Source organism: Microbulbifer thermotolerans (genome assembly GCF_001617625.1).
GTDB lineage: Bacteria > Pseudomonadota > Gammaproteobacteria > Pseudomonadales > Cellvibrionaceae > Microbulbifer > Microbulbifer thermotolerans.
Genome location: NZ_CP014864.1, coordinates 3,641,112 through 3,654,278, shown reverse-complemented (window position 1 = coordinate 3,654,278; position 13,167 = coordinate 3,641,112). Strand labels below are relative to the sequence as shown.

At 58.0% G+C, this 13,167-nt stretch carries 10 protein-coding genes; 6 read left to right on the top strand and 4 right to left on the bottom strand.

The annotated features are described in order from the left end of the window. Window positions 1–290: 290 nt before the first annotated feature. The 4 genes from A3224_RS15060 to A3224_RS15045 all read right to left on the bottom strand — a co-directional run bounded on the left by A3224_RS15060 (window position 291) and on the right by A3224_RS15045 (window position 6,706). Window positions 291–1,313: an FAD:protein FMN transferase gene (locus tag A3224_RS15060; RefSeq protein WP_067156491.1), complete on the bottom strand. Its 1,023-nt coding sequence runs from the start codon at window positions 1,311–1,313 to the stop codon at window positions 291–293. Then, window positions 1,313–2,872: a general secretion pathway protein GspF gene (locus A3224_RS15055; RefSeq protein WP_067156488.1), complete on the bottom strand. Its 1,560-nt coding sequence runs from the start codon at window positions 2,870–2,872 to the stop codon at window positions 1,313–1,315. Before A3224_RS15055 ends, A3224_RS15060 begins: the two co-directional genes overlap by 1 nt. 102 nt (window positions 2,873–2,974) lie before the next feature. Beyond that, a complete protein-coding gene (locus tag A3224_RS15050; RefSeq protein ID WP_067156485.1) occupies window positions 2,975–5,488 on the bottom strand; it encodes a LamG domain-containing protein in 2,514 nt (837 codons plus the stop codon). Between the two features lie 3 nt (window positions 5,489–5,491). Beyond that, window positions 5,492–6,706 (bottom strand): hypothetical protein, encoded by a 1,215-nt coding sequence (locus A3224_RS15045; protein ID WP_067156482.1) that lies wholly within the window; start codon window positions 6,704–6,706, stop codon window positions 5,492–5,494. 218 nt (window positions 6,707–6,924) lie between these two features. Between A3224_RS15045 and A3224_RS15040 the strand changes: the two genes are divergently transcribed. Genes A3224_RS15040 through A3224_RS15015 form a run of 6 tightly spaced genes read left to right on the top strand, consistent with a single transcriptional unit; the run spans window position 6,925 to window position 12,830 of the window. Next, on the top strand, window positions 6,925–9,555 hold the full coding sequence (locus A3224_RS15040) for an HzsA-related protein (RefSeq protein WP_067156479.1): 2,631 nt from the start codon (window positions 6,925–6,927) through the stop codon (window positions 9,553–9,555). Between the two features lie 3 nt (window positions 9,556–9,558). Further along, window positions 9,559–10,332 (top strand): outer membrane beta-barrel protein, encoded by a 774-nt coding sequence (locus A3224_RS15035; RefSeq protein ID WP_074901522.1) that lies wholly within the window; start codon window positions 9,559–9,561, stop codon window positions 10,330–10,332. Further along, window positions 10,302–10,952, top strand: coding sequence for an outer membrane beta-barrel domain-containing protein (locus tag A3224_RS15030; RefSeq protein WP_067156476.1), 651 nt, complete (start codon window positions 10,302–10,304; stop codon window positions 10,950–10,952). The genes A3224_RS15035 and A3224_RS15030 overlap by 31 nt, the downstream gene beginning before the upstream one ends. A 30-nt stretch (window positions 10,953–10,982) precedes the next feature. Next, window positions 10,983–11,459, top strand: coding sequence for a TlpA disulfide reductase family protein (locus A3224_RS15025; RefSeq protein WP_067156473.1), 477 nt, complete (start codon window positions 10,983–10,985; stop codon window positions 11,457–11,459). Window positions 11,460–11,461: 2 nt separating this feature from the next. Beyond that, entirely contained in the window at window positions 11,462–11,680 is a 219-nt protein-coding gene (locus tag A3224_RS15020) for a DUF4266 domain-containing protein (protein WP_067156470.1), read from the top strand. Further along, window positions 11,667–12,830: a DUF3570 domain-containing protein gene (locus tag A3224_RS15015; RefSeq protein ID WP_067158118.1), complete on the top strand. Its 1,164-nt coding sequence runs from the start codon at window positions 11,667–11,669 to the stop codon at window positions 12,828–12,830. Before A3224_RS15020 ends, A3224_RS15015 begins: the two co-directional genes overlap by 14 nt. Window positions 12,831–13,167 lie beyond the last annotated feature (337 nt).

Here is a 13,167-nt window from a genome sequence, read left to right as displayed (position 1 = left end):
ACTGGTCCAGCGCGGGTTGTTTTGCAGCGCAAGGGTCTTGCCCTCTTGCGTATGGTGCGCTCTCGGCACTGTTGACGGCGTCGCTGTCACTGATTGAATACTTCATCTTTTTGGCCTGTCTTGTCGCATTGTGTTATCAGGGCCGGGAGACAGGCCCTACGCCAGCAGGAGAGTATCAGCAGCCAATCCGTTGCGCCCAATCCTGATACGGGAGTGCACGATGTAAATTATCTCAGGGGATCATGTAACTGGCGTGATCCGGTTGGCAATTTTCTTATGATGACAATGGGTTATGGATTTGCGTTGGCCGATTGCGGGTTGTCCAGGCCGCGGCTGAAGTAGAGGCGCCTGTTACTGTCGATGACTACTGCCTCGAAACCCGGCAGCCGGTCGATCAGTGCCAGACCTTTTTCTTTGCCCAGTACAAAGACGCTGGTGGACAGGGGGTCGGTGTCGAAACCGCGCGGACCGATAATACTGACACTGATTAGCTTATCGCTGCTACCGGCAGTGGTGTCCGCGGGTTTTCCGGTGGCCGGGTTGAATATGTGGTGCACGCGGGTGTTGCTGTCGTCGATAAAATAGCGTTCGTAGTCACCGGAGGTGGAAATGGCGGTATCTGTCAGGGGAATCACCGCCGCATTCTTGCTTTTGTCGCGGGGGTGACGTATGCCCACCAGCCAGGGTCGGCCGCGTTTGTCGCCGATCATGCGCGAGTCGCCACCAGCGCTGACACTGGCACAGCAGACGCCGGCCGCTTTCAGAATGGCAACGGCTCTGTCCACCGCGTAGCCCTTGGCAATGCCCCCCAGATCGATTTTTGTCTTTTCGTGACCAAATCGCAGAGTGTGCGTGTTTTTATCGAGGTGCAGGTGGCGGTAGTTCAGCGCTTCCAGCAGTGACTCGGTCAGCTGCTCGTCGGCCCGTTGTTTGTTGCGGAAATCGTAGTGTTTGCCAAGGGTGGCAAAGCTGATATCAAAGGCGCCGCCGGTGAGGTCGCTGTACCAGAGGGATTTGTCGATCAGCGCTGTGAGTTCCGCGGAGATTTTTACCGGTCCCTTAGCGGCTTCGCGGTTGACCCGCGAAAGCTCGCTTGTAGGTTTGAAAGGGGACAGCTCGTCGTCCAGGCGGCGGAATTCCGCCATGACCTGGTCGATCAATTGCTCAGCCTGTTGGCTGTCTTCGTGCCATAGCTGCACCGACACCTCGGTGCCCATAATGGCCTGTTTTTCATAGTGCCATTCCGCCAGCGACGGCGTCGCATAGGGCAAGAGGGCACAGCACAGCAATAAATATTGAAAAACTCTGGTCATTAAACAATCGGTTCAAAAGCGGTCATGGCGTCCATCAGGGTGGCGTTACCGAGGCCGTGGCTGGGGAAGAGACTGGCAAAATTGCCTTGCTCACCGTGCAGCGCCATATAGTTCAACACCACCGTCTCCACCAGCAGGTTAACATTGTTTGCCGCCGGGCTGGACGCCGTTTCTACATCTCCGGAGGCACGCATGTAGCCGAGTTGCTGGTGAATCGCTTGTTCGTCGGCGGAGCCGCCGAGCAGTTGCGGTCGGCCTGTTGGGTTGTAGACCAGGAAGAATGAAGCCGCAGTTTGCTGGTTGTCACCGGTCCAGACACCTTTGCCGCGGCCGTCGGGGGAGTCGTCGATCATGCCGTTGGAGGATACCGAGCCGTCGCTGAAGATGTAGATCATTAACGGTTTTGATTTGCGCGCGGCATATTCCAGGCAGGCGCCGATACAGCGGCCGGCGCGCAGGTCGCGGATTTCGCCGGTGGCGCGGTCACCGGTGTGGTAGTCGTAGCCGCCCATGGTGATAGTGCCGGCGCCGGCGTAACCGTCGATTACCAGCTTCATGACCGAAGCGGTCTTGCGGAATTCTCGGTCGTTGTTGAACTCGGCACTGGTAAATATCCCCGCGGGTCCAACGATATCCGGGTCTGCTTCCGGGTTGAGAATATTGGGGTTGCCGAAGCGGTCGGCCATATCGGCGCTTTTCAGGTAGCCGCAGCGCACCATTTCTTTGATAGTGGCATCGGCGGTGACCTGGGTGTTGACCCGCTTGAGCTTGGAGTCGGAGATGCGGTACATGGACTCCATAACCGCCACCGTATCTTCCTGGCTCAGCAGGCCGACCAGGTCCCCCACGTCCACAAGACCGGTGGCATCGGAGGGGCGGTCCACTTTGGTGGGGCGCACCTGTGGATCAATCATCGATGCCGGTGCCTGGGAGTTGCCGCCGGATTCACTGCTGCTGGAGCCGATCAGGGCAAGCAGTTCACCGTTGGCGCCGGCTTTGTTGATGCCGTACATGGGGTTGTGGGGGTTGTTGCCGGTGTCGTTTTCTGAGCGCGCTGGAATTACGGCGCCGTTGGTGGCCGCGGCGGTACCGGCGGCGATTTTGTCGAGGATACCGCGCAGCATGGCGCTGTCACTGTGGAAGGCGAGGCCCAGATCGGTATTGATCAGAGTGTTGCTTACCGAAGGCGCCATGTCACCGGGCAGCCCTTGCTTGACGTAGCCTGCGGTACTGAGGAAATCCAGTTGCCCCCCCTGTTTGCCTACCAACACATTGGAGCCAGCGATATTGGCACCGCCAGCTAGATCGAAGCAAATAAAGGGTATTTTGGACTCGCCGTTGCCATCGAGGCCACATACGTTGCGCATATCCTGAAGGTCATCGGAAAGCGCAGCCTGCGCTTGCCGTGGGTTGGCGAACAGGCTGAAAACCGAACCGCCGAGTACGGTAGCAAAGCCGGCGCGAAAGCCCTGGGCGATAAATTCGCGTCGGGTTGTCGGTCGGCGGTGGTCAGGATGGCGCAGGGGCTGGTCCAGATCAAAGTGTTTTTTCTTGCTCATAGTTGCTGTCCGGATTTTTGCATCCGCGGTGGCGGTGATTGGGTATTGCGCGGGCCTGTTGTGACAGGCCCTCTCTGCTTTGGGATCGGTATCCGATCGCAATTAATGAATCAGTGTCATCGCACTGCCCATGGCCGCGGCGCACACCGCCTTGACCGTGGTTTCAGTGCGGTTGCCGCAGTCACCGCTGCAGTTTTCCATCTTGTCGATCAGGTTATTCAGCTCGGTTTCCACTTCGGTCAGGTCCGGTGCAACCGCCAACTGCGAGTGGTTGCCGTCGGGCCAGGTCATCTCGTGGCCGAGCAGGTGCTCGATCAATGGGTCGATAATTTGCGCGCGCTTGGCGGCGGTATCGAAGGCGCTGCCGATGGGCGCGCTGAAGTCGAAGCCGGGGAAGTAGCTGCTGCGCAGGCTGCTTGAATCCACCAGCACGCTGCAGTATTTCACCGCCAGCTGGGTGATACCCATCTGCTGCGCGGCCAGGAAACCGCGGATATCGCTCTCCACCGGCAGCTGGCGCTTGATGGTCTCCCAGGTGTCGAGGACATCGGGATGAGCTCTGGATACCCCGGTGGCTTTGGACAGGGTTGCGTGTATCTGTTCAAAGCGGCGCAGACCGATCCTGGGTTGCGGGTCCAGATCCGCCGGCTCGGCGGGCGGCGTCGGTGTGGGTTCCACGCGGCTAAAGGTCGCGCTGCCAAGGCGCTCGAAAGTGAGGAAGAATTCGTCGTAGTCGGGCCCTTTATCCAGGGTGACGATGGTGCCGAGTCGGGACAGTTTCTGCCCGGCGCCCGGCACATAGCTGTCGTCGATCGTTGTGGAGAGCTTCGCCCACACTTGGCCCACCTCCGCCTCGCGCCCGTTGATGCCGATGCGCATGCCTTCGATGGCAATACCGGTGGGATCGGCGTTTTCGTCCAGGCTGATAAAGGTGGGTTCACTGAACAGGTAGCCGTAGTTGTCGAACTGCTGCACGGTGAACATCACGTAGCTTTTCGGTATGCCGGTGTGCTCCTCCACCTTGAACAGCAGCAGGTATTTCTGGCCCACGCCCACTTCGTAGTTAGTGAGGATATCCTCCGGGGAAAGAGCGCGGGAGTGGATCGCCAGCAGGCGAACCGAGCCTTCCCACACATTGTCTCCGGACACCTCGCTGCCCAGAACCAGTGCGAAAGTGTCGTCCCAGGTGCTGAGGAGGTCCGCTTCGGCTGGGTCTGCGTCTCCGGTGTACTCGCCGTTGACATACAGTTTGCGGCCGTCGATGGGGTCGTAGGTGGCGACCACGTGTTGCAGGGTTGCCTGCACGCGCTGGGCCGCATCTTCCGTAGCCAGCATCGGCATACCGTCTGCATCGGTGCTGTCACTGCGGTTTTGGAAGGTGTAGCTATATTCCACCTGGCCGAGGGTGAAATTGCGAATATCGTTGCCGCCAGAGTAGCTGACGATGCGCGCCGGACCCTCCTGGGAAACATTCGCCGGGGCCACCCAGGCCTCGATGGTGTATTCGCCGGTGGCGGTCAGTGTGTCGTACAGCTTGCGGCTGGTGGCAGTGGCGCCCTGGGCCTTGCCGCCCTTGAGCTGAACGCCCCAGGAATCCAACCATTCGTAATCACCGGTCAGGGTCAGGTCGATGGCGGGATTGACACCGGAGGTGTCGAAGGCGGTGGTGCCGCTACCGGTTTTAAACTCGTAGAGGGCGATAGCGTTGTTCTCAATGCGGCCACCGCTGCTGGCAACAACGCCGTCGGTCATCAGCAGTGCCTTACTGATCACCCAGTCGGGGTCCACTGCGGTCAGTGGTATGGCGTCGGCGAAAGCCTGGATAGCCGCTGTCATCTCAACTGCATCGTCTTCACAGTCGCTCCAGCAGTTGTGGAACTCTTCTCCTAGGCGCACGGTGAAGCGGGATGCCGCCGGGTTGTCCAGGTTCATGCGGCTCTTGGCCGCTTCGTAGGCCTGGTTGATGTCTTCACTGGCAAAATAGGGCTGTTGCGCCGTGCCGGCATCTTCACTGTGGCAGCTGGCACAGTAATTCCGCAGCAGAGGGTAGACGGTGGTGGAAAAGTTGCCGCCGTCTGCGGGAAAACTTTTGCTCTCGCCTACCGTGCGTTCCACGGGCTCAGTTAGCTGTATGGTATTTTTTAAACTACCACTGGCCTGCGCCCAGTCCTCGATATAGTTGGTGATAATCTCCGCACAGGCGCTGGCACTGGCCAGCCAGCAGTTGTGCCCACTGGCAACTTTCGTCACCAGGCGCGACTCCGCCGGTTGCGACAGGTTTATCAGTTCACGGCCTTCGTTGTAGGCGATATTGATATCGTCGCCGCGCACGAAGCGCGGGCTCTGGTTATTCTCAATATGACAGCCGCCGCAGCGGTTGTCCGCTGCCAGATTGTCCCAGATGTAAAACTTATACTGCTGTACATCTTCCGTTTCCGGAGCCGGGCCGGAATAGCTGGCGCCGCCGCTGCCGGGATTGGTGTTGGGTTGTTCTTCGGTTTCCTGGCCGCTGCCGCCGCTACAGGCGCTGAGTATTGTGGCGGCGAGGAATATACCCAGAGAGGACGAAGCGCGAAAAAAAGCGCGGTAACTACCGGAGGTTTTTCTGAAAGCCATCACTTATTCCCCCGCACAGTAAACAGCGGTATCCGCATAGACTTGTTTGAGGCTGTAGCCGTTGCTGCTGAAATCATCCGCAACGGTATCGATCAGTGTGCGGTCGGTTGCATCTTCCGGTTCCCTCAGGCACACCTGACGGAATACTTTGGTGACCTGACACTCGGCAAAGGCGCGGCTGTTGGCCAGCTCTTCGCCGAGGGATTTTGCTCCGTAGCCGCCGCCGGGCAGAGAGCTGCTCCAGCCCAGGTACATATTTGGCCCCTCGCGCCAGTAATTGTCCCAGCGGTCGTCGGGCACGATATAACCGTAGGGGAAGTTGGCGCTGTTGATATGGTTTTTTGCCTTTACACGACTGCCGGTGATGGGGTCCGTTTCACCAGCCGAGTTGTAATCCAGTTGGCCGTTTTCCCCTTCCGGATCGGTATCCGCGTCGTAGGTGAAATCGTAGTAGGCAAAAGCCTGAGTCATTGGGTCCATGCCGCTGTGGCAGCCGATACAGTTGTTCTGAAATACCCGGCTGTCACCACCGGGGCTGCGGCTCACATCCTGGCGGATGCGGTCCGATGGCCGCGACGTATCGTGCACCTGTTCCAGGTCGCGGCACAGGTGGTTTACCAGGGTAAAGCGGAACATGGCTCTGTTTGTGCCGGCGATAAAAAAAGACTTTGCCGCGGCGCGGCTGGTGATAACGCCCGCGGTGGCCTCGGCCGGCAGGCCGGTAACCGATGACTGGGTGTTGCGCACCAGATTGTCCTTTAGCGAGTAGCCCCCGTTTTCCAGTGCCTCGTAATGGTCGTTGTTACTGTTGCTGTAGGGCGGCAGGCCGGATACGTTGCCGGTGTAGAGGATGTCTCCGTAGAGAACCTCGCGGAAATCCACATCATCGCGCACCATGCCGATGACCGTCGCCGTGTAGTCGTTCAGAGGCGCAAAGACATCCTGTTCGCGGTTGGTCCAGGGAGTGGCGAGATTTTTCAAGGTGACATTGTAGAAGGCGTCGTCCTCCATCGCCGCGTAGGCGACGGTGGCGAGATCCTCGTCCGCCAGTTCGACGAGCGTTTCCGCGGATGGCTTGACGCCGGCAATGCGGCTGTAAACCTGCAGCGCCTGATCTTGGGGTGCTGCGCTGGCGGCGGCGCTGAGCAGGCTGGCGCCGAACAGGATACCTGTGACAAGAGACCGGGCTGTGTGCGGTCGAAGTGGTTGAGTATTCATCGATTTATTAATCTAGTGTGACCACATAAGGTATGAGCACTGAATACTAAGAGGTGAACAGTCTATTGTCAGACCCACTTCCGAAAAGTGCGTCCCAGTTGGCAAACTTTTTGTGTACGCCTTGAGAAAATGGCGCGGCGCGGAAAGGTAATGCGCAGAGATTATCATGTGCCGGCGATTCACCGTGCCGGAATTAATCATAGCGGGTAGAAACAGAGATGAAACATTTGCGTACACTGCCGGCTCTGCTGTTGCTGGCCGCCTGCAGTGGCGGAGGGGGGGATTCTTCCGGTGGCGAACAGGCCGAAGATCCGGTTGTGATCGACTACCCCATCGTTTTTGTGCGTCGCCAGCTTCCCCAGGATGATGAGGGCGCGCTGGTGGAAGAGGATATCTACTCGCCAGCCGACTTCAGCCCCGGCGCCGAACTGGTGCTGAAAGACCGGGCGACGCCGAGTGCACCGGAGACGGTGCTGACCGCCGGGATATTCGATGGCAGCTACGACGTCAAGGATCTGAACATTTCCGCCGATGGCCAGCGCCTGGTATTCGCGATGCGCGCACCGGAAATTGAGGATGCCGATGAAGATGAGCAGCCTACCTGGAATATCTGGCTCTACGACCGGGAAGCCGATGAACTGAGACGAGTGATCGAATCGGATCTGGTCGCGGAGGAAGGGCAGGACGTAGCACCGGCATTTTTACCCGACGGCCGCATTGTTTTCTCATCCACCCGCCAGCGCCGCTCCCGCGCTTTGCTACTGGACGACAACAAGCCGCAGTTTTCCTCCCTGCGGGAAGATCTCGACAGCGAGGCGTTTGTGCTGCACGTGATGGAAGCAGACGGCAGCGATATACAGCAAATCTCCTTTAATCAGAGCCACGACCTTTTTCCAACGGTGCTGAACGACGGTCGTATCTTGTTCAACCGCTGGGACAATATGGGCGGTGTCAATCGACACAGTCTCTATACCATCGAACCAGACGGCACTGACCTGGCCTTTCACTACGGTTATCACAGCCAGGAAACCGGTAGTGAAAACGAGGAGGGCGAGCGCACCGAAGCAGCTTTTGTCAGGCCTCGGGAATTGCCCGATGGGCGCCTGTTGATCACCCTGCGCGCGCCGGAAGGCACCAGCTATGGCGGCGATCTGGTGGCGATCGACAGCGTTAACTACACAGAAGCCTTCAGCGAGCCAGAGGGAGAAGGTGAGCTGGTGGGGCAATCTTCCATTTCCCTGAAGGAAATCATCACCCACGGCGGCCTGTCGGCAAACGGCCTTTTCGCTTCCGTATGGCCTTTTTACGACGGCACCAGCCGTCTGCTGGTCAGCTGGAGCGAGTGCCGGGTACTGGAGATGGACACGGAACTGCCGCGCCCCTGCACCGAGGAGTGGCTGAGCCAGGAAGAAGTGGTACCGGCGGACCCGCTCTATGGGCTGTGGATTTACGACTATAGCGAGGGTACCCAACTGCCGATTGTCGTCGCGGAAGAGGGGGAAATGATTTCCGAGGGCGCGATTCTGGAACCGCGCACCGAGCCCGCCTATATTCCCGAGCCGGTGCCGGGGATCGATATCGACGGCGACCTTGTGGATGCCGGTGTCGGCATTCTCGATATCCGCAGCGTCTATGATTTTGACGGCGAGGATGTTGTCGGCATCGCCGATGTGGCCGATCCGGCGATTACCTCAGCCGAAGAGCGCCCCGCGCGCTTTTTGCGTGTGGTCAAGGCGGTGGGTATTCCGGATGACGATACACTGGAGTTTGACCGCTCTGCCTTTGGTCGCAGTCGCGCCACTGGTATGCGCGAAATCCTCGGCTACACGCCGATACAGCCGGATGGCTCCGTGCGGGTGCAACTGCCGGCGGATATGCCGCTGGCGATTTCCGTTGTGGATGCGGACGGCCGCCGTATCGGCGGCCGCCACCGCAGCTGGCTGCAACTGCGCGCTGGTGAAGTGCGCAAATGCAACGGCTGCCACACCGCCGACAGTGAAGTCCCCCACGGCCGCCCAGACAAGGAACCGGAATCCGCCTGGCCGGGTGCTTCCACCTCCGCTGCGCCCTTCCCGAATACTGAGCCTGCGCTACTGGCGGAAATGGGCGAGACCATGGCCCAAGTGCTGGCGCGTATTTCCGGCGAAGCGCAACTGGAGGGGGATCTCAACTTCAGCGATCTGTGGACAGATCCCGCTGTGCGTGCCAAGGACCCGAGCACCCTGATTTCCTATCAGGATCTGGAGACCCCGGTGCCCATTCCCCTCACATGCCTGACCGATTGGGGCGGCCACTGCCGTACCGTCATCCACTACCCGGAGCATATTCAGCCGATCTGGGAACGGGCGCGTCAGATTACCGACGCGGGTGGGGCGGTGATTGAAGACCGCACCTGTGTGACTTGCCACTCCACCCGCGATGCCGCCGGTATGCTGCAGGTCCCCGCCGGGCAGTTGGATCTGAGCGACGCGGTTTCCTCCGTCAATGCCGACTGGCTGGCTTCCTACTCGGAATTACTGTTCGATAGCCCGGTGTTGGATCTGGTGGATGGTGCCCTGTTGCCAAGGCAGGTGCAGGAAGTTGACGGCAACGGTAACCCGGTATTCGAAACAGACGAGGATGGAAATTTAGTTTTGGATAGCGATGGCAATCCGATTCCGGTTATGGTTACCGTTGAGGTTGATAGGCTGATGGGCGGCTCCGCCCGTAACAGCCGTTTCTTTGATATTTTTGCACCGGGCGCGGCCCACGCCGATTATCTCGACCCCGCGGAGCTGAAACTGATCTCCGAGTGGCTGGATATCGGTGCGCAATACTATAACGATCCTTTTGCCGCACCGGAAAATTGATTCATGGTGAGTTTTCGTTTCTGTATCTATTTGTTGTGTGCCGCCCTATTGCTGATTGGCAACAGGGCGGCGGCCGAGGTTTCACCGCCGGAGGGGGTGCCGGACGACGCCGAGCGGGTCACTGTCGGTTCTCCCTACGTGAATATTTACACCGGACCGGGGCGCGGCTACCCCATTTTTCACGTGGCCGAGTACGGCCAGGAGATGTGGCTGCTGAAACGCCGGACCGATTGGATCAAGGTTTACCTTCACAGAAACAAGACCGGTTGGGTACGCGTTGCCGACCTGGATGAAATTTACGGTGCGGACGGGGAGCTGGTGCGGGTTCACTTGCCGGATTTCCGCGACGTAAACGCGCAGAATTTCCATCTGGGCTTTACCTACGGAGACTTTGCCGGTGCCGACTCCATGGGGGTCAATCTCGGTTACCGCTTTACCGCCAACCTCTCTGCCGAACTGCGGGCAACCCAGGCGGTCGGCAACTTCTCCGACAGCCAGACGTATCAGGTGGCGGTACTGCACCAACCATTCCCGCGCTGGAAATTGTCCCCCTATTTTATGCTCGGTGCTGGCGTTAACATCACTTCCCCCAACGCGACTATTGTTGCCACAGAAGATCGCCAGGATACCGCCATGCTGACCGGGCTGGGGGTGAAAGCCTATCTGTTCCGCCGCTTTGCCTTGCGCGCGGAGTATGCCAATCACTACCTGCTTACATCGCGGGACGAAAATCAGGAGATAGTCGAGTGGAAGCTCGGATTCGACGTATATTTGTAGCCGCAGCGGCTGCCGCCCTGTCCATTTCCGCCGGTGCCAAAGCGCAGGAAGGCGACGATGTTCTCGGTGAAATTATCTCACCAGACTTAGAGCGTCGTGAAATCCGCGAGGCAAAACTCGATACTGAAAATATCGAGTTGTCCGCATTCGGCGGCATCATCAATGTGGAGGACTTCGGCTCTAACAGCCTCACCGGAGCAGCCCTCGCCTACCATATCAATGAAGACCTCTTTATGGAGGCCGCTTATGGCGAAACAGAATTGGGCGAGTCCAGTTTCGAACGTTTGAGCGGCTCGGCACCGCTTTTGACAGAAGAGCAGCGTACACTCAGCTATTACAACCTGTCCCTGGGCTGGAACCTGTTTCCGGGAGAGTATTTTATTTTTGACGACTGGGCGCTCAATAGCAGCCTCTATTTGATCGGCGGCGTGGGTAATACCTCCTTCGCCGATGAGGAGCACTTTACTTACAACTTCGGCGTAGGTGCGCGGGTACTGATGAGCGATTGGTTGGCGCTGCGTCTCGACTTCCGCGATCACGTTTTTGAACACGAGATTTTCGGCGAGCTGCAGACAACCAACAACCTATCCGCGCAGCTCGGATTTTCTATTTTTTTCTGACTTGATACGACCAATAAAAAGGTGATAACAATGCTTAGATTATTAGCTGCTTTGGCTCTGATTATCTCCTCTCAATTTGCTTTGGCCGCCGAGCCCTCGTTTGACTTTACCCTCGCCTCCAACAAAGGCAAAAACCTGCGTTTGGCAGAGCAGCGCGGGGAAGTGATCATGCTGAACTTCTGGGCCTCATGGTGCGGCCCCTGTCGCCAGGAAATGCCGCTCTTGGACGAGCTGCATGCCCGCTATGAAGCGGCCGGTTTTCAGGTTTGGGGCGTGAATGTGGATTCCGACCGGGCCGATGCCAATAAAATGCTGGCGAAAATCCCGGTGGATTTCCCCATCCTGTTCGACAGCGCCGGTGAAGTCAGCAAGAAGTACGGCATAGACGCAATGCCCAGCTCGGTGTTTATCGATCGCGACGGCAATGTGCGCCATATACACCGCGGCTACCGCGACGGTGACTTGGCCGCCTACAAAAAAATCATTAAGGAACTGATCCGGGAGTAACCATGGTTCGCGCACTGATCCTGCTCTGTAGTGCACTGCTGATTAGCGGCTGCTCGGTAACTCCCTGGGTGGCGCCCTACGAGCGCCATTATTTGGCCGATCCAATCATGGGCTTCGAGCGGGACCCGGTCGCGGCGCGATACATGAACCACGTGTACGAGGCCCGTGAATCGGCCCGCGGCGCGGAAGGCGGAAGTGGAGGCGGCTGTGGCTGTAACTAAAACACTGCGCCACTTCGCTGGCGCGCTGCTGTGTTTTTTCCCTTTGGCAGGCTGGGCGGCGGTACTGCCCGAAGAGCGTGCCGACATCATGTATCATTCCTACAGTGGTGGCGGCGTTACCATTGACGGGCCTTCACTCCTGGTGCGCAAAAATGTGGGCAACAGCTTGTCCCTGTCTGCCAACTACTATGTGGACATGATTTCCGGCGCATCCATCGATGTTCAAGCCACCGCCAGCCGTTATACCGAACAGCGCGATGAGTATTCCCTCGGTGCCGACTACCTGGTGGATAAGACCACACTCAGTGTCGCCTACACCAATAGTTCCGAAAACGACTACGAGGCGAATACATTTTCCTTCGGTGTCAGCCAGGCTTTCTTCGGCGATCTCAGCACACTGGATCTGCGCGTCAGTTACGGCAGTGACGATGTTTACCGCAACGGCGACGATAACTTTGCCGCCGAGGCGGAGCACCGCCGTTACGCTCTGAGCTGGAACCAGATACTAACGCAGAAGCTCATCGCCGAGTTGAGTGTGGAAACTGTATCTGACGAGGGCTTCCTCAATAACCCCTACCGCAGTGTGCGTTATTTGGACCCCACCTCCGGTAGCGGCTTCAGTTACCAACCGGAACTCTACCCGTCAACTCGCAACAGTGATGCGGCTGCAATCCGCTTCAAATACTACCTGCCTTACCGAGCGGCGATTAAAGGTGAATACCGCCGCTACGCCGACAGCTGGGGCATCGTTGCCGACAATATCGAGTTCCGCTACACCCATCCACTGGAGGAAAAAGATCAGTGGATACTCGAAGGCAAGGCACGCGTTTATAAGCAGACAGGGGCGGATTTCTACAGCGACCTTTTCCCTTATCTGAATGCCACCAACTTCCGTGCCCGAGATAAAGAACTGAGCGATTATAGCAATGCCTCAATTGGCATAGGTGTCTCCTATGTACTGCCGGACCGCTGGTCTCTGTTCAACCGCAAGAACACGCTCAGTCTCTACTGGGACTACATATACTTCGATTACGAGAATTTCCGCGATGTCACCGTACACGGCAGCGGCACTGCCATAGCTCCGGGCGAAGAACCGACCTACAGTTTTGGGGCCAATGTCATACGCTTTTTCTGGTCTGTATGGTTGTGATGAAGTCGGCGACATGTCCTGAGTGCTGGGACTCATCGCGGACGATGTAGAAGAAACCCACCGTCCATCTACTACGCCGCGCTCGGGCCTAAGTCTTTCTGGTCTCAGTGATGCCGAGGCGGCGTATCACCATATCCCGAGGTGTTGTTATTGATCGACTGGCCGTCTGCTGTCACAGCAAGCCAGTAGAGCGATTGGCGGTACGGTTCAGCAGCTTTCCTATACCTGGGATACCATTGGCAATCTCACGAGTAGACATAATCTGCGTACCGCGAAAAAGGAGTCCTTTTGCTATGACAACCTGAACCGGCTGCTGGCAGTAAATACGGGCACCACC

Bases quoted from the DNA above. Each gene is read 5' to 3' on its own strand.
- A3224_RS15060 (WP_067156491.1), bottom strand. From the start codon at position 1,313: ATGACCAGAGTTTTTCAATATTTATTGCTGTGCTGTGCCCTCTTGCCC.
- A3224_RS15055 (WP_067156488.1), bottom strand. From the start codon at position 2,872: ATGAGCAAGAAAAAACACTTTGATCTGGACCAGCCCCTGCGCCATCCT.
- A3224_RS15050 (WP_067156485.1), bottom strand. From the start codon at position 5,488: ATGGCTTTCAGAAAAACCTCCGGTAGTTACCGCGCTTTTTTTCGCGCT.
- A3224_RS15045 (WP_067156482.1), bottom strand. From the start codon at position 6,706: ATGAATACTCAACCACTTCGACCGCACACAGCCCGGTCTCTTGTCACA.
- A3224_RS15040 (WP_067156479.1), top strand. From the start codon at position 6,925: ATGAAACATTTGCGTACACTGCCGGCTCTGCTGTTGCTGGCCGCCTGC.
- A3224_RS15035 (WP_074901522.1), top strand. From the start codon at position 9,559: ATGGTGAGTTTTCGTTTCTGTATCTATTTGTTGTGTGCCGCCCTATTG.
- A3224_RS15025 (WP_067156473.1), top strand. From the start codon at position 10,983: ATGCTTAGATTATTAGCTGCTTTGGCTCTGATTATCTCCTCTCAATTT.
- A3224_RS15020 (WP_067156470.1), top strand. From the start codon at position 11,462: ATGGTTCGCGCACTGATCCTGCTCTGTAGTGCACTGCTGATTAGCGGC.